The organism is Bacillus sp. S14(2024), assembly GCF_050473785.1.
GTDB classification, from domain to species: domain Bacteria; phylum Bacillota; class Bacilli; order Bacillales; family Bacillaceae_G; genus Bacillus_A; species Bacillus_A yunxiaonensis.
This window is the reverse complement of record NZ_JBFLUP010000006.1, coordinates 3,639,340-3,658,126: the sequence shown is the minus strand read 5'-3', so window position 1 is coordinate 3,658,126 and position 18,787 is coordinate 3,639,340. Positions and strand designations below refer to the sequence as shown.

General features: G+C 36.1%; 21 protein-coding genes and 1 pseudogene. 19 read left to right on the top strand and 3 right to left on the bottom strand.

Translation table 11 applies throughout. The features are described from left to right. Nucleotides 1-149: 149 nt before the first annotated feature. Entirely contained in the window at nt 150-377 is a 228-nt protein-coding gene (locus AB1279_RS18655; protein ID WP_429760294.1) for a DUF2187 family protein, read from the top strand. A gap of 143 nt (nt 378-520) precedes the next feature. Here AB1279_RS18655 and AB1279_RS18650 read toward each other — a convergent pair whose 3' ends face one another. Then, a complete protein-coding gene (locus AB1279_RS18650) occupies nt 521-1,048 on the bottom strand; it encodes a DinB family protein (RefSeq protein WP_429760293.1) in 528 nt (175 codons plus the stop codon). Nucleotides 1,049-1,142: 94 nt separating this feature from the next. Continuing rightward, the gene (locus AB1279_RS18645) at nt 1,143-2,087 is read right to left on the bottom strand and encodes a helix-turn-helix transcriptional regulator (RefSeq protein ID WP_429760291.1); all 945 of its coding nucleotides are present in this window, start codon (nt 2,085-2,087) and stop codon (nt 1,143-1,145) included. A gap of 217 nt (nt 2,088-2,304) precedes the next feature. On the opposite strand from AB1279_RS18645, the gene AB1279_RS18640 reads away from it, so the two are divergent. Then, nucleotides 2,305-3,318: a LacI family DNA-binding transcriptional regulator gene (locus AB1279_RS18640; RefSeq protein WP_429760290.1), complete on the top strand. Its 1,014-nt coding sequence runs from the start codon at nt 2,305-2,307 to the stop codon at nt 3,316-3,318. Nucleotides 3,319-3,356: 38 nt separating this feature from the next. Here AB1279_RS18640 and yhfH read toward each other — a convergent pair whose 3' ends face one another. Continuing rightward, nucleotides 3,357-3,485 carry a protein YhfH gene (gene yhfH, locus AB1279_RS18635; RefSeq protein ID WP_429760288.1) on the bottom strand — a complete coding sequence of 43 codons (129 nt, stop codon included), beginning with the start codon at nt 3,483-3,485 and terminating at the stop codon, nt 3,357-3,359. A 190-nt stretch (nt 3,486-3,675) separates the two neighbouring features. Here yhfH and AB1279_RS18630 point away from each other — a divergent pair, with 190 nt between their 5' ends. From AB1279_RS18630 to AB1279_RS18550, 17 genes and pseudogenes are all read left to right on the top strand, one after another. Next, nucleotides 3,676-4,410, top strand: coding sequence for an MBL fold metallo-hydrolase (locus AB1279_RS18630; RefSeq protein ID WP_429760287.1), 735 nt, complete (start codon nt 3,676-3,678; stop codon nt 4,408-4,410). Nucleotides 4,411-4,419: 9 nt separating this feature from the next. Continuing rightward, nucleotides 4,420-5,409 carry a lipoate--protein ligase gene (locus AB1279_RS18625; RefSeq protein WP_429760286.1) on the top strand — a complete coding sequence of 330 codons (990 nt, stop codon included), beginning with the start codon at nt 4,420-4,422 and terminating at the stop codon, nt 5,407-5,409. 379 nt (nt 5,410-5,788) lie between these two features. After that, entirely contained in the window at nt 5,789-6,085 is a 297-nt protein-coding gene (locus tag AB1279_RS18620) for a hypothetical protein (protein WP_429760285.1), read from the top strand. Next, a complete protein-coding gene (locus AB1279_RS18615; protein ID WP_429760283.1) occupies nt 6,078-6,545 on the top strand; it encodes a hypothetical protein in 468 nt (155 codons plus the stop codon). The genes AB1279_RS18620 and AB1279_RS18615 overlap by 8 nt, the downstream gene beginning before the upstream one ends. Before the next feature lie 496 nt (nt 6,546-7,041). Continuing rightward, entirely contained in the window at nt 7,042-8,574 is a 1,533-nt protein-coding gene (locus tag AB1279_RS18610) for a fatty acid--CoA ligase family protein (RefSeq protein WP_429760282.1), read from the top strand. A gap of 228 nt (nt 8,575-8,802) precedes the next feature. Next, nucleotides 8,803-9,849, top strand: a complete 1,047-nt coding sequence (locus tag AB1279_RS18605; protein WP_429760281.1) for a sulfate ABC transporter substrate-binding protein — start codon at nt 8,803-8,805, stop codon at nt 9,847-9,849. Between the two features lie 230 nt (nt 9,850-10,079). Further along, nucleotides 10,080-10,922, top strand: coding sequence for a sulfate ABC transporter permease subunit CysT (gene cysT, locus AB1279_RS18600; protein ID WP_429760280.1), 843 nt, complete (start codon nt 10,080-10,082; stop codon nt 10,920-10,922). 15 nt (nt 10,923-10,937) lie between these two features. Then, nucleotides 10,938-11,795 (top strand): sulfate ABC transporter permease subunit CysW, encoded by an 858-nt coding sequence (gene cysW / locus AB1279_RS18595; protein WP_429751520.1) that lies wholly within the window; start codon nt 10,938-10,940, stop codon nt 11,793-11,795. A gap of 25 nt (nt 11,796-11,820) precedes the next feature. Next, nucleotides 11,821-12,894 carry a sulfate/molybdate ABC transporter ATP-binding protein gene (locus AB1279_RS18590; RefSeq protein ID WP_429760278.1) on the top strand — a complete coding sequence of 358 codons (1,074 nt, stop codon included), beginning with the start codon at nt 11,821-11,823 and terminating at the stop codon, nt 12,892-12,894. Nucleotides 12,895-13,040: 146 nt separating this feature from the next. Then, nucleotides 13,041-13,976, top strand: coding sequence for an alpha-L-glutamate ligase (locus AB1279_RS18585; RefSeq protein WP_429760277.1), 936 nt, complete (start codon nt 13,041-13,043; stop codon nt 13,974-13,976). Between the two features lie 612 nt (nt 13,977-14,588). Then, nucleotides 14,589-14,858: pseudogene (locus AB1279_RS18580) on the top strand (TIGR04197 family type VII secretion effector); the annotation flags it as partial. 76 nt (nt 14,859-14,934) lie between these two features. Next, nucleotides 14,935-15,297: a DUF3958 family protein gene (locus tag AB1279_RS18575; RefSeq protein ID WP_429760276.1), complete on the top strand. Its 363-nt coding sequence runs from the start codon at nt 14,935-14,937 to the stop codon at nt 15,295-15,297. Continuing rightward, nucleotides 15,294-16,550: a T7SS effector LXG polymorphic toxin gene (locus AB1279_RS18570; protein WP_429760275.1), complete on the top strand. Its 1,257-nt coding sequence runs from the start codon at nt 15,294-15,296 to the stop codon at nt 16,548-16,550. Before AB1279_RS18575 ends, AB1279_RS18570 begins: the two co-directional genes overlap by 4 nt. Nucleotide 16,551: 1 nt before the next feature. Beyond that, entirely contained in the window at nt 16,552-16,743 is a 192-nt protein-coding gene (locus AB1279_RS18565; RefSeq protein WP_429751511.1) for a hypothetical protein, read from the top strand. A 410-nt stretch (nt 16,744-17,153) separates the two neighbouring features. Continuing rightward, complete coding sequence (locus AB1279_RS18560) at nt 17,154-17,402, top strand: DUF4176 domain-containing protein (RefSeq protein WP_429751509.1); 249 nt, start codon at nt 17,154-17,156, stop codon at nt 17,400-17,402. 53 nt (nt 17,403-17,455) lie between these two features. After that, nucleotides 17,456-17,644 (top strand): hypothetical protein, encoded by a 189-nt coding sequence (locus AB1279_RS18555; protein WP_429760274.1) that lies wholly within the window; start codon nt 17,456-17,458, stop codon nt 17,642-17,644. Nucleotides 17,645-17,858: 214 nt separating this feature from the next. Further along, entirely contained in the window at nt 17,859-18,764 is a 906-nt protein-coding gene (locus AB1279_RS18550; protein WP_429760272.1) for an AraC family transcriptional regulator, read from the top strand. Nucleotides 18,765-18,787 lie beyond the last annotated feature (23 nt).

The window sequence follows — 18,787 nt, the reverse complement described above, 5'->3', positions numbered from 1 at the left end:
AAAGTTTCACTTTATACATATTTCTTTGCATTTGTAGATACTTTTTGCATAATGATTAATAAAGTGTATTGTTGTGAAGGAAGAATAGGTGGAAAAGTAGAAACAACTATAAAGAAAAAACATAAAGTACATATTAGGAGGTTTTTAGTATGGAACAAATGAACAAAGTAAACATTGGGGATTATGTTCAGTTTCCTTATCGTGATAACCCATCCTTAAAATTAACTGGATATGTAGTAAACATTTTAATAAATACAGTTGTTGTAGATGTTTCAGAAATGTTAAAGAATGAAGGGCATCAAGATATCGAAGCTCGCCAGGTGGTAAAACATGATCAGTACAAGAAAATAGAAATTTCGAGAGATCATGTTTCATGATGAATACGATAAACATTCTTCATTAGAGAAAATAAATTTTGAAAGCCCTTTCATTAAGGGTTCCTAGTCTCTTCAAAAAAGCTAGCAAAGTGCTAGCTTTTTTGTATTTTGGATAACGATATGTCGTGGTAAAAGAGTAGTTTTTACCCATTAACGTGTAATAGATCGAGTCTTTCTTTTTGACGAAGATGATGCTGAAAATGCATATAAATAAGTTCAAACCATTCCGTTGCGTTTAAATAACCAAGGCGGGGATGTTGTACTTTATAGTTATTTGGAATAGTTGATAATGTAGGTTCAATTTCTTTCATTTTTTCTATAAGTTGTAATAGTCCTTGCTTAATCCCTTCTTTATTCGTTGGATTGTTCGGTGTATATGCAGGGTGAGCAGGTACTTTAATTTGGATGGGAGGAAATGCTCCCATTGCGTAAATTTTTTCTCCGGCGTCTGTTTTATCTCCGCCAATAGCAGCTGTTTGATTTGCACATTTTTCAATAGCTGCTATTTGCATATGGAATGCTGATAAAATGAGATGATTGTACATTTGTCCAAGGGACCATTCTTCATCGGAAGGTTTTTGTATGAATAGTTCTAATGGGGACTTCTCCAGCTCCTTTATGTAGTATGTTGCTAACTCTTCAAATTTCTCCAAAACTGTACTTGTTTTCATGTTACATACTCCCTTTCTTCTTATCATTAATTTCTTCTCTTTTATTATAAAGAAGTACTACTGACACCATTATGTCAGTAGTGAAAATAAAAAGTTACATATCTAATATATTTTTTGCTTCCTCTTTTATTCTTTCTGCAAGCAGGGGTGGTTCTAATACCTTTACTTTGCTTCCCCAGCTAAATGCCCACTGGAAAATTTCATCTAACTGTCTTACTTTTAGAAAAACATGGAGACCGTCTTCTTTCAGTTCATATGTATCCATATAAAAATAACGGGTTTCTATTACTTTATGAAAAACAGAATGTTGAAACACAAGGTGGACGGTTACAGTACGATTATTTTCTGGTGTGTATTCTAGTAAATAAAAGTTTTGCGGTTTTGTAAAAGTTTCTTTTTCTTGTATTAGATCGTTCATTCGATCTAAGCGAAAATGTCGTATTTGTTTCCGAAGTAAACAATAAGCAACAAGATACCATAATCCAGAAATGTTTACGAGACCATAGGGATGAACGACTCTTTTTTCTTTTTGTGTTTCGGCTTGATTTGGTTTCCGGTAATAAAAAGAGATACCTATCTGTTTTTCGATGGATTCTTGTAAAGTAGAAATCTTCTGTTCCTGTTTAAATTCAAAGGTATTATGAGAAAAAGAAGTAGAAAGGAAACGAAATGTGCCCCGTAATTCTTTTACTTTTTGTTTTTGTTCAGCAGGGAGAATTGCTTCAAGTTTTTCTTTGGCAGATTGAGCGTGTATACGGAAAGGGTTATGCAGATTTTGTTCAACATAATCATTACCTAACAACAGGGTAACAGCTTCTTCTGGTTTTAAGTGGATTGGCGGTAGGAAATATCCTTCCATTAAAGAGTAACCCTGCCCTGGAACAGAGAGAATGGGGACACCAGATTCACATAGTGCTTGCATATCTCGATAAATTGTCCGCTTACAAGTTTCATATTTTTTTGCTAAAGTGTCTGCTGTTACGATTCTTTGTCGCTGTAATTCCATAACAATGGAAAGTAAACGATCTGTTCGATTCATCTATATCATCCTTTTTGGTTTATAAGCTATAGTTACAACACAAAAATGAATTCGAACTATAGAGCGATTTTTCCTGCAGTTTATAGTATTAATTTACTAGTTTTTAAGTTTTACAATATCAATATAGTAATTTTCCTCTGAGGTGTCTTGCAGTTTCCAATTATATACTATATAATTCTAAATAAGAAAACGTTTTCATTCAAAGGGGGAGAATTTCGTGTCGACGATCGAGGACGTAGCGAAATTAGCGGGGTTATCAAGAACAACGGTTTCTCGGGTAATTAATAACCATCCGTATGTATCGGAAGAGAAGAAAAAGAGAGTACAATTAGCGATGAAACACCTTGGATTTGTTCCGAATTCTGCGGCGAGAAGACTTCGTAAGCAAAAGACAGAAACGATTGCGGTTTTAGTTCCGCGCGTGACAGATCCTTTTTTCAGTAAATTTATTGAGGCAATTGAAATTGTCGCTTCAGATCATAAATATAAACTGATTATTTGTCAAACGAGATATTTACCAGAAAAAGAGATGGAGTATTTACAATTGTTATCTACGAAACAAGTAGATGGAATTATTTTATGTTCACTTGAAAATTCGTGGGAGGATGTTGAGCCTTATTTACAGCATGGCCCGATTGTTTTATGCAATGAATATATTGAAGAAGCAAACATTCCAACTGTAAACTTTGATCATGCACAAGGAGCTTACATAGCAGCGAAGCATGTGTTAGATCAAGGATATCGTCATCTTGTCTTTTGTCGGGGGAAAGAGACAAAGGTGATAAATCAACAGAGAAAAATGGGATTTTTGCGTGCTGTAACAGAGAAAAGCAAACAAGTTGAGTCGATTGATTTCATTGAAAGCGCTTACTCCGTTGAGGATGGAAAAAATATGTTCTATGAGCTTTTGCAAGACAAAAAAAATCCTACCGCTATTTTGGCAGGGGGAGATGAAGTCGCAGCAGGAATTATCACAGAAGCAAGCAAACACAACTGGAGCATTCCTGATGATTTAGCTGTAGTTGGTTTTGATAATCAGTTCTTATCACAAATTACGGACTCAGGTATTACAACAATCGATCAGCCAATTGATGAAATGGCGCGTAAAGTTGTTGAACTGATGATGGATAAAATTCATACGAAAAATTATCGAAATAAAGAAGTGTACGAGTTTGAACTGGAGCTCTTGGTGAAAGGGTCAACGGTGAGAAGTACAATGATGCCAGCCTAGTAGACAATGTCTGCTAGGTTTTTTATATTTACAATCTATTAATCTTCGTGCGTACAATCCTCGCATTTGTTGTGGTACGCTTCGTGTTGCTCATCAATCTCTCTTCCGCAGTGGGAACAAGTTTTTGCCGGTAAGTTTCTGAAGAACTCCATTGGTTGATCTATCATGGTAAATCCCTCCATTTCCATTTGTTATTATTATTGTATTAGTACAAATGATTAAAGTCAACAACTGTTTTATAACAAATTTGAAAATAATGAAAATGTGTAGAAAATCCATTATAGTTAAGAATGTAGAATAGAAAGTGAAACAAGGTATGTAAAACAATGATTAGTGAATTAGAAAGGATGAATACATATGAAAATGACAGTTGTTGGCTTTTGGGGCGGTTTTCCGGAAGCGGGAGAGGCAACGTCTGGATATTTATTTGAACATGATGGCTTTCGTTTACTTATCGACTGTGGCAGCGGTGTACTAGCACAGCTTCAAAAATACATAACGCCTTCTGATATAGATGCTGTTCTGTTATCACATTATCATCACGATCATGTTGCTGATATTGGAGTACTCCAATATGCTCGCTTAATTACAAGCATGACAAATGGTGTATTACCAGAACTGCCGATTTATGGCCATACCTTTGATGCAAAAGGGTTTGCATCGTTAACACATATACCGTATACAAAAGGGGTTCCTTACAACCCAGCGGACACATTACAAATTGGTCCATTTTCCATTTCTTTCTTACAAACAGTGCATCCTGCTATATGTTTTGCAATGCGAATTACAGCAGGTGAGAAAACTGTTGTATATACGGCAGATTCTAGTTACATGCCAAAGTTTGTTTCATTTGCACAAAATGCAGATGTATTTATTTGTGAATGTAACATGTATGCGCATCAAGATGGATCAAAAGCTGGGCATATGAATAGTACAGAAGCAGGAGAAATTGCAAAACAAGCAAATGTAGGAGAGCTGCTTTTAACCCATTTGCCGCATACAGGAAATTTATCCGATCTAGTAGCGGAAGCAAAACAAATTTTTAACGGCCGCACGGTGCTTGCTCATAGCGGTTACGTTTGGGAATCTTGAGGTGAAACGATGTTATTTATTGATAATAAAGGAATTACAGATCCAACGATTAACTTAGCAATTGAAGAATATTGTGTGAAAAACTTAAATATTAACGAAACGTATTTACTGTTTTATATTAATGAGCCGTCTATCATTATTGGAAAGAATCAAAACACAGTAGAAGAAATTAATGCGGATTATGTGCGTGAAAAGGGCATTCACGTTGTAAGACGTCTTTCTGGTGGCGGTGCTGTGTATCATGATTTAGGAAATTTAAACTTTAGCTTTATTACGAAAGATGACGGAGATAGTTTTAACAATTTTAAAAGGTTTACAGAACCGGTGACAATAGCGCTTGGAAAATTAGGGATTAACGCAGAATTAAGCGGTCGTAACGATATTTTAGCGGAAGGAAGAAAAATTTCTGGTAACGCTCAGTTTGCGACAAGAGGTCGTATGTTTAGTCACGGTACGTTATTATTTGATTCTGAAATTGACCATGTTGTATCGGCATTAAATGTAAAAATGGATAAAATTCAATCAAAAGGAATTAAATCCATTCGCAGCCGCGTTGCAAACATTACAGAATTTTTAAATGAGAAAATTACAATTGAAGAATTTAAACAACTCCTTTTAGAAAATATTTTTGAAGGCGAAAGTGAAATTCCAACATATGAATTAACGGAAGAAGATTGGAAAGAAATCTATAAAATCTCAGAAGAACGTTATCGAAATTGGGATTGGAACTACGGAAAATCTCCAAAATTTAATTTGCAGCATTCACACCGTTTCCCAGTTGGACAAGTAGATGTTCGGTTAGAAGTACAAAAAGGTGTAGTCTCTGAATGTAAGATTTACGGGGACTTCTTTGGTGTTGAAGATGTACATGACATTGAAGAGCGTTTAAGAGGTAAGGTGTTTGATAAGGAGGCATTTGCTGAGGCGCTAGCAGATGTAGAAGTGCCACGTTATTTTGGTAATATAACAAAAGAAGATTTCTTATCTTTATTCTTTTAATGATATAAGAAACAGCCTTATCTTACGTTAAGTAGTTCAGTTTTGATGTACAAACATTAAAAAACATATGAAAAGGTATGCCAAATCGCAGATGATTTCGCATACCTTTTTTATTGCTATTTCGTAGTACAAATAACAAATTAATTGGTATAATTTTAGAAAGAAAATACGCCAATCGAGCTAATTTGATAATTACGTTATGTCCAGATTAATAAAGACGTTATTTAATGGAGATAATATCCAACAGTACTGAATAATCACTTTGTAGCTATTTGTCTACTTTATTGGATTAATTTTTGCAGGGTTTTCCATTATTTTTTTAAAAATAGATATGATATATTAAATCACGTAAATACTATAAAAAAATGCGAGTGTTACTATGTATAAAATTTTAAAAATGGTACACCATACCGCTGGATTAATTGGTTCTTTGTTAGTTCTAATTATGTCCATTACTGGAATCTTGCTAAATCACCGTTCTCTTATTGGTTATGCTTCCAATACTGCGTTCGAGTTGCAAAAGTTTATTTTTGCCTTACATTCTGGTAGTGTTGGGAACACTTCAATAGTTTGGCTTACCGATTTAGGAGCAATATGCATGATTGTGCTAAGTATCTCAGGAATTTGGATGTGGGTAAATTTAATAATCAAAAAAAGAAGGGGAAAAAATGAATAAAAAAAGATTTGCAGTAATTCTAGGAGCACTACTAGCACTAAGTCTTGCAGGTTGTGGAACGTCACAAAACAATAATAAGTCTAACCAAAGTAGTCAAGCTCCAAAATCCGACCAGGATAACTCGATGAAAGGAATGGAAATGGGGAATCAACAATCTTTAGCGAAAGCATTCCAAGATGAACTTAATGGCTTTACAACAATTGAGCAAGATGTTAACAAGGGAGATTATACGTCTGCTACTACTCTTGCTGGTAATCTTCACGATGAATTTCATGCTGCAATTCTACCTCCATTAACAGAGAAAAAGGGCAAAACATATGCTGAAGACATTCACGGAAAATACGATGAGCTGCAAGATGCCATAACGAGCAAAAATAACACAAAAATTGCAGAACTCATCAAAGTGAATCGAGATAACCTAAATACTGTTGCCAAAATTTTGGGTGTTACTATAAAGTAATTATTGCTAAACCTTTGAAGTAATGAAACACCAATAACCAATAAAAAACATTAAGAGCTTGGGATTCCAAGCTCTTTTATAATTATTTAAAATAAATTATATTGTTCAAATCAAATTGTTTTTCGGTTTAATAAAGTTCATCCTTATTCACCTCATCAAATTCACTTATGTTTTAGCAATAATATTTGGAACTAATTTTAGCATGCATTTCGCACATATGACATTGAACATTGTCACTCTGTTAATTAGTATGCTAATTTATACATCAATTACCAAAAAACCTAATTAAACCAACAAAAACAAAAGGTTCAAATCCTGTGCGATTTGAACCGAAAATTGATTGTTTAATAAAGTTTTTGTACTCCTAAACCGAGCTCGTTAATCTGACGTATGGTTGTTTTTTATATTTGTTTCATGAAATGTAACTTGCACCCTTAATTTTCTTTTAATATAATGTATTTAGAATTTTTAAAATTTTATAAAAGGTGGGGGTTTTGTGAATCTCGTTCAAAGATTAGCCGAAACGGTGAAAAAGAAAGGGGACAAGCCGGCTTATATTTTTCAGGATCAGTCGGTTTCTTATGACCAATTTAACGGATTAGTCAAAAAGTTTTCTAGTAGTTTAGCAAATATGGGCATTGGAAAAGGAGACAATGTCGCATTAATTGTTGGGAATTCACCGCACTTTTTAATCGGTTTATACGGGGCAATGCGTGCAGGAGCCACCGTTATTCCAATCAACCCAATTTATACACCAGATGAACTATATTACATTTTACAAAATGGAGACGTTAAAGCAATCATCACACTCGACATCCTTCTACCAGTTATGCAATCACTTACATCAAGACTTCCTTCTATCGAGAACATCATCATTTGTGAAACCTCAGCAGATTCAACTCATAAAGAAACCGAAAAAATGAAAACGTTTACGAATTTAGTAGCGAGCGGAGATCTTGCTTTTCAAGGTCCAGATATACAAGAAGAAGATGTCGCCGTTATATTATATACATCTGGAACGACAGGAAAGCCAAAAGGGGCAATGTTAACACACAAAAACTTATACAGTAATGCAAGCGATGTTGCTTCGTATTTACAGTATTCAGAGCATGATCGTGTAATTGCAGCTCTTCCGATGTTCCATGTATTTTGTTTAACGGTTGCTGTTAATGCGCCAATTGTAAACGGGGCAACGATTTTAATGCTGCCAAAGTTTAGCCCGAAAGAAGTATTTCGCATTTGTCGTACATATGAGGCTACTATATTCGCTGGAGTACCAACAATGTATAATTATTTACATTTGCATGAGGACGCCAGTGCAGAAGATGTTCATACGCTTCGTTTTTGTATTTCTGGCGGTGCGTCTATGCCTGTTGCCTTACTAAAAAACTTTGAACAACGATTTGGTGTTATCGTTTCAGAAGGATATGGATTATCAGAGGCATCACCTGTCACTTGTTTCAATCCGCTTGATCGTCCGCGTAAGCCTGGTTCAATTGGAACGAATGTTCAGAATGTGGAAAACAAAGTTGTAAATGAAATGGGTGAGGAAGTACCAGTTGGCGAAGTTGGGGAATTAATCGTTCGCGGCCCCAACGTGATGAAGGGTTATTACAAAGCGCCGGAAGATACAGCCGCAACAATTCGTGATGGCTGGCTGTATACAGGTGATTTAGCAAAAATGGATGAAGAAGGTTACTTTTATATTGTAGACCGGAAAAAAGATATCGTCCTTGTTGGCGGTTATAACGTTTACCCGCGCGAAGTAGAAGAAGTGCTATATATGCATGAAGCTGTTGCTGAAGTAGTTGTAATCGGTGTTCCAGATGAAAGTTTAGGTGAAGCAGTGAAAGCATATGTTGTACCGAAAACGAATGCTGTTACAGTGGAAGAGCTTATGGCGTACTGTTCGTTGCATCTTGCCAAATATAAAGTGCCAAGCAGTATTGAGTTTCTAGAGGAGCTTCCGAAAAATACGACAGGAAAGATTTTGAGAAGGGCGTTAAAAGAAAAAGCGGTGAAAGCATAACAAAAAATAGCAGCTCGTCATATTAGAGCTGCTATTTTTTTGCTAATTGTCATGGAATAATTGTTTGAATTCTTAGTTGACATATAGGAATTGTGTATTTAGAATAAAGAGAAATAATTGAAAAGTTAAACAATAGAAGCTGATCAGAGAAACTGAAGGCGCACAACGTTCACTTTGTGAAAAGATTGTGTGCCTTTTTTCTATTGTATAAAACAAGGAGGGGCATAGATGAAGCTGTGGGGGAAAACATCAATTACAAAGGGAGCGGGCGTTTTGTTATCGACGTTGTTTCTGTTATCAGGATGTGCTTCGACAACATCTACTAGTAAATCGGAATCAGGAAAGTCTATTGAACTTTTAAATGTATCTTATGATCCAACTCGGGAATTGTATCAAGATTTTAACAAAGATTTCGCAAAGTATTGGAAAGAAAAATCTGGTGAGACGGTTACCGTGAAACAATCTCACGGAGGCTCAGGCAGTCAAGCGCGTTCAGTCATTGATGGACTAGAAGCAGATGTTGTGACGCTGGCACTGGGATATGATATTGACGCGATTAGCAAGAAGAAGCTGATATCTGAAGATTGGCAGAAACGTTTTTCTAATAACTCAACTCCATACACGTCTACTATCGTATTTCTTGTGCGAAAAGGAAATCCGAAAGGGATTAAAGATTGGGATGATTTAACAAAGAAAGGGGTTTCTGTTATTACACCAAATCCAAAAACATCAGGAGGAGCTCGCTGGAACTATTTAGCGGCATGGGGATATGCATTAAAGAAGCACAACAATAGTGAAGAAAAAGCAAAAGAATTTGTAAGTCAGCTATATAAAAATGTAGCGGTGTTAGACTCAGGTGCGCGCGGTGCAACGAATACCTTTGTAGAGAAAGGGATTGGGGATGTTCTTATCGCCTGGGAAAATGAGGCATTACTATCACAAAAAGAGCTGGGGAAAGACAAGTTTGAAATTGTTACACCATCTATCAGTATTCTTGCTGAACCTCCAGTGGCTGTCGTGGATAAAGTGGTTGATAAAAAGGGAACACGTAAAGTAGCGGAAGCATATCTCGAATATTTATATACGGAGAAAGGACAGGAGATTGCGGCAAAAAACTTTTACCGTCCTCGAGATCAAAAGGTAGTTGAAAAATATGCATCACAGTTCCCGAAAGTACAATTGTTTACAGTAGATGAAGTGTTTGGAGGGTGGAAAAAAGCGCAAGAAACGCATTTCAATGATGGGGGTGTCTTTGATAAAATCTATCAAAAATAATAGAAGTATATAAATACAAATTAAAAACCGACATAAGAACCCCTTTCTTTTTAGGGGGAAGAGAGCATCTGGCCATGCATAGAAGCGGTCGGGGCCTTTTCCTGCCACATGCAAGGTTTAAAACAAAAGGAGCAAGCAAGTAGCGATCATATTGCATGCTGTATAGCAGTAACTTATGAGTCGGAACATTAAAATGGATTTAGATAGATGACGCAATGAGGTGAAAGAATGTGAGGAAGAAGAGTAGGAAGCAGCGGCAAATTTTACCCGGATTTGGGCTTTCTCTTGGATTTACGATGTTATATGTAAGTTTGTTTGTCCTAATACCATTATCTATCGTTTTTATTCAAACTTCTCAGTTAGGATGGAGCAAATTCTTTCAAGTTATCACAAGTGGAAGAGTATTGCATGCTTATCAAATTAGTTTTATAACTTCACTTGCAGCGGCGATTATAAATGTTTGTTTTGGTCTATTAATTTCCTGGGTACTTGTTCGTTACTCGTTCCCGGGAAAACGGCTGCTTGATGGATTAATTGATTTGCCTTTCGCTTTACCAACAGCTGTTGCTGGTATTACGCTTACTACTTTGTATTCTCAAAACGGCTGGGTTGGAAAAATTTTTGATGTGTTTCATATAAAAATAGCCTTTACTCCACTTGGTATTATCGTTGCTCTAACTTTTATTGGCTTACCCTTTGTTGTGCGTATGGTTCAGCCTGTATTACAAAATATTGATAAGGAAGTGGAAGAAGCAGCGGCCAGTTTAGGAGCATCACGTTTACAAGTATTTTGGAAAGTTGTTTTTCCAGAAATTTTTCCTGCTTTATTAGCAGGATTTTCGCTAGCTTTTTCAAGGGCGCTAGGGGAATACGGATCTGTTGTCTTTATTGCCGGAAATATGCCGTTCAAAACAGAAATTGCTCCGCTGATGATTATGACAAAACTTGAGCAATATGATTATGCAGGTGCGACAGCTGTGGCGGCTGTCATGCTGATTGTTTCTCTTTTCTTCCTTTTTACTATTAATATCATTCAGGGCTGGAGTCAAAAACGTGGATTGCGAAATGAATAGAAAGGGGACGAAAGGATGGAACCGTCATTATTTAAACCAATAAAACAAAGAACAGTTCAGACACCTGTACCTATTGCAGAATCCAAAGTAATCCGCATTATTTTGATTGCGGTGACAATTATATATTTATCTTTATTTCTTCTGTTACCGTTAATTACGATTTTCATGAAAGCATTTGAACATGGAATAGATGTGTACATTGCAGCAATTACAGATAGTGAAGCATTTTCTGCGATTCGTTTAACGATTATTGTTGCTCTAATTGTTGTTCCGCTTAATACGATATTTGGTGTGGCAGCAGCATGGCTTATTACAAAATTTCGGTTTAGAGGGAAACAGCTTCTTTTATCGCTTATTGAACTCCCCTTTGCTGTTTCACCGGTTATTGCCGGGTTAGTTTTTGTATTATTATTTACGCCTCGCGGTGAGCTAGGGGCATGGCTAATGGAGCATGGCGTGAAGCTTATTTTTTCTGTGCCTGGTATTGTAATTGCCACTATTTTTGTGACATTCCCATTTGTAGCCCGCGAATTAATTCCTGTTATGGAGGCACAAGGTACAAGTGAAGAAGAGGCAGCTTTATCGCTAGGAGCAAGCGGCTGGAAAATGTTTTTGCGCGTTACACTGCCGAATATAAAATGGGGTTTACTGTATGGCATAATTTTATGTAATGCCCGTGCGATTGGAGAATTTGGAGCCGTTTCTGTTGTATCGGGACATGTGCGAGGTGTTACGAATACGATGCCGCTTCATATTGAAATTTTATATAACGAATATCAATTTTCCGCTGCATTTGCCGTTGCTTCTTTAATGTCACTGCTTGCGGTTGTTACGTTAATTATAAAGAACTGGATTGAATGGAAAGGACGTTAATAGATAAGAAAGGAGATGGAATAGGGTGAGTATTCAAATTCATAATGTATGGAAGCAATATGGTACGTTTCAAGCTCTGCGGGAAATTAACTTAGAAATTCTGAAAGGGGAACTCGTTGCGCTGTTAGGCCCATCTGGTTCTGGGAAAACGACGTTATTACGAATTATTGCAGGACTAGAACAAGCAGATCAAGGGTCAATCTTATTTGATGGGGAAGATTTAACTCATACTCATGTGAAAAATCGACAAGTTGGTTTTGTGTTTCAACATTATGCTCTTTTTAAACATATGAATGTATTTGAAAATGTGGCTTTTGGATTGAAAGTAAGAAAAAAGAAATTAAGACCGTCTCCAGCAGAAATAGAAGAAAAGGTTCTTGAGTTACTAAGACTTGTTAAGATGGATGGTTTTGCGGCGCGTTATCCCGCTCAATTATCAGGTGGTCAAAGGCAGCGTGTTGCCTTAGCAAGAGCTTTGGCAGTTGAACCAAAGATTTTGCTTCTAGATGAGCCGTTTGGTGCATTGGATGCAAAGGTACGTAAAGAGTTGCGGAGATGGCTCCGGAAATTACATGATGAGTTTCATATTACAAGTGTGTTTGTTACACATGACCAAGAGGAAGCGCTAGATGTTGCTGATCGAATTGTTGTTATGAATGGAGGATGCATCGAACAGATGGGGACACCAGAAGATGTGTATGATAATCCAGCTAGCCCATTTGTATATGACTTTCTTGGAAATGTAAATTTATTTCATGGTCGTGTTCATAAAGGAAAACTGAATTTAGGATCTATTGAATTAGAGGCGCCGGAACATACGCATGTTTCAGATACAGATGCGATTGCCTATGTACGTCCGCATCAGTTGTCTATTGAACGTACAAAACAAAGTGAAGATGCAATTCAAGCAAGAGTAACATATATACATGCAGTCGGTCCGGTTGTATATATTGAATTGCAGCGTTTAGGAACGGAAGAGTACTTAGAAGCGGAAGTAGGCAAGGAGCAGTTTGCGCAGTTACATGTTCGGGCAGACGAGGTCGTATATGTGCGCCCGAAAGAAGTGAAAGTGTTTGTTCCAGAGGATTTTGTGATTTAAATTAGCTATTCATTTAGTAAAAAACGAAAGATGCTTTGTCATCTTTCGTTTTTTATTTATGCTATAATTTTATCGCAAAATTATTATTTTGCTGAGTAGTAAAAATAGTATAATGAAACTATTACATCTAGAAAGAGGGTATTTCTGTGGGGAAAATTCACATTATTCATGAAAATAAAGAGTGGACAACTCATCTTATAAAAAGGTTGGAAGAACTTGGACTTCCATATGAAGAATGGCATTTAGACGAAGGGATTGTTGATCTTTCTGCTGTTCCGCCAGAAGGTGTATTTTATAACCGAATGAGCGCTTCTTCTCATACGAGAGATCACCGTTTTGCACCGGAGCTTACTGCTGCTGTACTTGCTTGGTTAGAACGACATAATCGAAAGGTGTTCAACGGAAGCAGAGCATTGCAGCTTGAAGTAAGTAAAGTTGCACAATATATGGCACTAAACGCTCAAGGAATTCGTACACCAAAGACAATTGCGGCTGTTGGGAAGGAGCATATTATAGAAGCGGCAGCTCAATTTGAAGGACGTCCATTTATTACGAAGCATAACCGTGCTGGAAAAGGATTAGGCGTTCAACTGTTCCAGTCTGTTGCTTCTTTAAAAGATTATGTAGAAAGTGCAGCATTTGAAGAGCCAGTAGATGGTATTACACTGATTCAAGAATATATTCAAGCTCCTGAGCCTTATATTACGCGTTGCGAGTTTGTGGGCGGAAAGTTTGTGTATGCCGTACAAGTAGATACATCAAAAGGTTTTGAATTATGCCCAGCTGATGCTTGTCAAATTGGCGATTTGTTCTGTCCAGTTGGAGAGAAAGCTCCGGAAAAACCGAAGTTTCAAATCATTGAAGGATTTAATGACCCAATTATTCAAAAATATGAAGCTGTTTTGGCTGCTAACAATATAGCGATCGCTGGCATTGAGTTCATTCGAAATGCTGATGGTGAAATTTTCACTTATGATATTAATACGAACACAAACTATAATGCTGACGCTGAAGCAGTTGTTGGCAAATACGGTATGTTAGAGATTGCGAAATTTCTTGGTAGTGAATTAGGGAAATTATAATAGATAAAGAGGAAAGCTGCTGATAGGCAGCTTTCTTTTCTATTAGCTATGGCACATAATTCTATTGATATTTGATTAAAATGAAAGCTCGAAAATAAAGGAATACTCGTTTGGAGGGAGTGAGAAAATGCACAAAAAAAAGTATTTTATACTATTAGTTCCCGCTCTTATCATTGCACTGTTCTTACTTTATTATCTTTCAGCAGATAGACGATATTATGTATTCTTGGTACCTATTCTGTTTTGGACTATCTACTATCTTTGGATTTATTATGATGTAAATTTACACAAGCTAGTATTATTCAAATATGGTATAATTTACATGTTAATTGGTATATAAAGAAGGGTTGGTATGATACAAGGAAAGATAAGGCCTGCATGTTTGTAACAGGAGGTAAAGACAGTGAGAAATGTAAAATACACCTTAGGTATATAAAGAATTATATAATCAAACAGAATACATAGCCTCTCAATGAATTGGGATAACAAGCAAAACAAACCGTCAATATAAGTGTGAATCCTAAGCTCGAATATATTTTGAATCGCTTAGAGAAGGGATTTACCAAGGATAAGTTGCAAGGATTTATTCAAAAGATGGAGAGGATGCAAGCGATGGGACAATTTCAAAGTAATTTTCAAACGGCAGAACAAATCGCTACGCAAATGGGGACGGCTTCTGATTCGATTCAAAATGCGACAAATAAATCCATAACCAAGTCGGAACGTACAACATTGTCTGTTAACTCCAAAGCACAAGAAGTCAATCAACAAACCTTAGACTTAACCAAGCAATTTTATGCTGCCTTTCAACAAGGGGTTAACAACATTCATTCTGCAGCCCAAGAGTTTGAGCGTATGGATAACGAACTTCAAAAGAATTTTAATCATGCTCCTTTCAGAAAAGATCCTTTAGCCGATATGGCAACCTACACAAACGCGAAAAAGTAGGAGGGAAAAGATGAATCAAGGTCTCGAAAAACAGATTGATCAACTGAATCACAAATTAAGAAGTTTATCCGAAGAACAACATCAAAATCAACTCGCGATTCAAAGGCAAGAACAAATGGAAGCAGATTTTTATGAATGGAAAGGTCGAAGCTGCCGTTTGTTTGACGGCATTTTAGAAACTTGGCACAACGATAGAGAACTGAGACATTTCTTTCACAATATGCGTCAAGATGCACAACAAATCGAACGAAAACTCACCTATGAATTGGAAGACAAAAAAGAAACGTTGCTAAAAGAGAAAAAAAACTTGAGTGATCTAGAAAACGACCTTTATTATCAAAGGCAAAACTTAGCACGGGAAGTGAATTCATGAGTTTAGATATGTACCTAGGGGAAGTACAAACCCAAACAAAAAGTATGAATGATATGTGTATTGCCACCATTCAAGGGATGGAACAAGTCATCAATTCAATTGATGCTTTTGTATTCGATGCTGTTTTGCAAGGACAAACTTATGATAGTGCAAAAACATTCTTTGCACAAACCTTTCGTCCTTTAGCTCAAGGGATTATTTATTTGTGTGAAGAATTAATTCGCCAAAATGATGCTTTTCCGAATAATTTTCAATCACAAGTCGCTTCGACAGATGTTATCGAACAAAAAGTACTAAAACAAATTAAAGAGCTTGAGCAAATGATAGCAGCGCTGGAAGCAATAAGTGAAAACATGCCAGGTGCGCAGGCGATGCTACAGGTTTATTATGCGATGAAACGAAAGCTTGAAGAATTGCTAAAACGTCTGTATGAATTCAATCAAACATCTAGTGATAATTATGATACAGCACTTCAACTAGCCGCTAGCGTCGCTCAAGGTCTTGCGGAAGTTCAAAGTGGAAAAGGTTTTAATGCCACCAGCGGTACATTTAGTACGCAAGAGTTGAATATGGGGTGGACGGCATCTATTCAAAAAATTACAGAAGATAAAGCGCGGAAAGCTGATAAACTGCGGAAAGCTGATAAACTAAATTCTCAAAAAAATGTGAAGTTTTTACAAGGTAAAGCAGAATGGAAAGATGGAGATCGAGTAGGTGGAACTTTAGAGGGTACTGTAGCAGATGTGAAAAATAGTGTCGGAGAAAATGGAGAGTTTAACATGAAGGCTTTATCTGGAAAAATAGACATAAATCTCCCTTATTCTTTTGACGCTGCCAAGGATGATTTATTTGCAGGGAATATTATTGGTGGAAAAATAGAAGGCTCTGCTCTAGAGAATTCATATAAAATACAAGCTCCTATTCTTACTCCTATTGGTGTTTTTATGAAGGATATTACAATTACCCAAAAGTTTTTCGAGGGAAATTTCGCATCTGGTGTGGAACAATATACACTGAAAACCGAAGCTGAGCTTACTACAAATAAGTACGAAGTAGCGTTAAATCTCTTTCATATTCCAGAATTTATTCCGTTCATAGGAGATAAAGATGTAATAGCAACAGGAGAATTGGGTTTAGGGTCATTCGGTTACAAACTTCGTTTTGGACGAGAAACGGGTGGATATGTTGGACCAGGAGAAGGTTTCGGTTTGGGCGGCTTTATTAAATTTGAAAAACCAGAGGAGGAAAAATAACATGGAGCCATTTAAGGCGGGGAAGATTATTACATATGTTGCAATTGCTATATTTCTTATAGTTGCTATTATATCTCCCTATGAATTACCTAAAAAGATTTTATTTATTATTTTTGTTATTATTCTAGGAGTATTCGCACTTAGTACTAATAAATTGTATGAATGGATATTTAATAAAATTAAGAATAAATAAGCTTTACTATAAGATGAGAGAAAGCAAGACATGAGAAAATCGTTAAAAATCATTATCATTATTGGGATATTCATCCTTATTATGGTGATATATGGATTGTCTCCGCCGCTTTTCAAAAAGAAAAGATCATCTTTACAGATATCCAATTATCTGTGGGGTTTACTTTGATAATATTGTTAGAATATATATTTAGATACATAAAAATAGGAAAAAACAATAAAACTCTATGATTTATTAACTTAGTGGTGAAATATTTTTATAGTGGCGTATTTATGAAATTTAGAACATATGGAGAAGATGTTTAGAACAGTTAAAAAAGAGACTTATTACAGCTGTTTTTATAAAATTGTATTATGAATACTGCCTGTTGGGGGAAATAACCAATTTAAAAAACAGAGGGAGAATATAAAATGAAACTATTACCTATCGGTTCAGTAGTTAAACTCAAAGATGTAGAACCAATCATTATGATTATTGGAAGAATGGTCGTCTCAGCAGATAAACGTGATTTTGACTATGTAGGTGTTCCTTATCCTATTGGTTATTTAGGTGATGAAAAAGTATTATGCTTTAATCATGATAGGATTGTGGAGGAGATGCATAGAGGTTATATGAATGAAAGTGAGTTAGTATTACGTGAAAAGTTATTAGAAATGTAAATAAGTTCAAAAAAGAAATATAGCTTCTAAAAATATGATAGGAGAAAAATAAAATGAGCAAGATAGTGAGAATTCTTGTAATCATTGGTATACTTTTTCCACCTGTATTGATGTGGAGTGCGTCTGACATTCCTCAAAATGATAAACTTCTCTTTACAGGTTTACAACTATCTATAGGATTCATCTCATTAGTAACGTTAGAGATTATATTTAGAAACCTAAAAAAGAAGAGAGCAAAATAAATTAGGAAAGATAAAACCTCTGTTAAATTATTGACAGAGGTTTTATCATATCAATCCCAACCACTAATACATACTTAACAATAAAAAACTCCTCATCTATAACAACGAATTTATTTCAAAAAAGTTACAAAATTTCATATAATAAAAGCAAAAAACATCAAGAAGAAAATTCCATTCTTCTTTATCATAATACATATAAGGCAGGTGAACAGAGATGGAAAGCTATGAAATACAAATTCAAAAGGTAATCGATTCTATTGAAGAAGATGTAATGGAAAAGCAAACGTTAGCGAATCTTGCTCGCATTGCAGGATTTTCAGAGTTTCATTTCCATCGCGTGTTTCAAGCACTCGTAGGAGACTCTGTAATGGAGTATGTACGAAAGAGAAGGCTAGCCCGGGCAGCTTATCACCTTTCTCATACAGAGGAGAAAATTCTTGATATTGCATTAGAGCATGGCTTTCAATCTCATGAAACGTTCACACGCGCCTTCAAAAAGCTGTTTCATATGACGCCGAGTGCATATCGAAAGCAAGAGATTCGAACGCCGTTATATTCCAAAGTGAATGTAATGCAGCGCAAATTTAATCCGTATTTAGGGGGAATCAAAATGGAATTTCGTATAGAAACAAAGCCAGCTTTTCAAGTAATTGGATATGAAATGAAGACAACGGGTAAAGACGGAAAAAATCTAACAGATATCCCAGCGATGTGGCAACATTATTTGCAAAATAATTTGTCGGAAAACATTCCAAACCGTAAGCATACGAATGAGTTCGTTGAGTTAGGGATGTGTACGGATTTTAATTTGGAAACAGGTGAGATTACGTATATTATTGGAATGGAAGTAACAAGCTTTGATGGTGTATCAAGTGAGTTGACGTGCCGCACATTCCCTGAAGCAACGTACGCTGTATTTACAACACCAAAAGTTCCCGAGGAAGAAATGGTACCATCGATTCAGCAAACGTGGAATGCAATCTTTACAGAGTGGTTCCCGCATTCTGGCTATGAGCATTCCGGCGTTGTCGAGTTTGAATTATACGATGAGCGCTCTCATGCTGATAAGCACGATCTTGTACAACTGGAGATTTGGCTGCCAGTTCAAAAGAAAAATTAAAAGTACACATAAAAAAAGTTTCC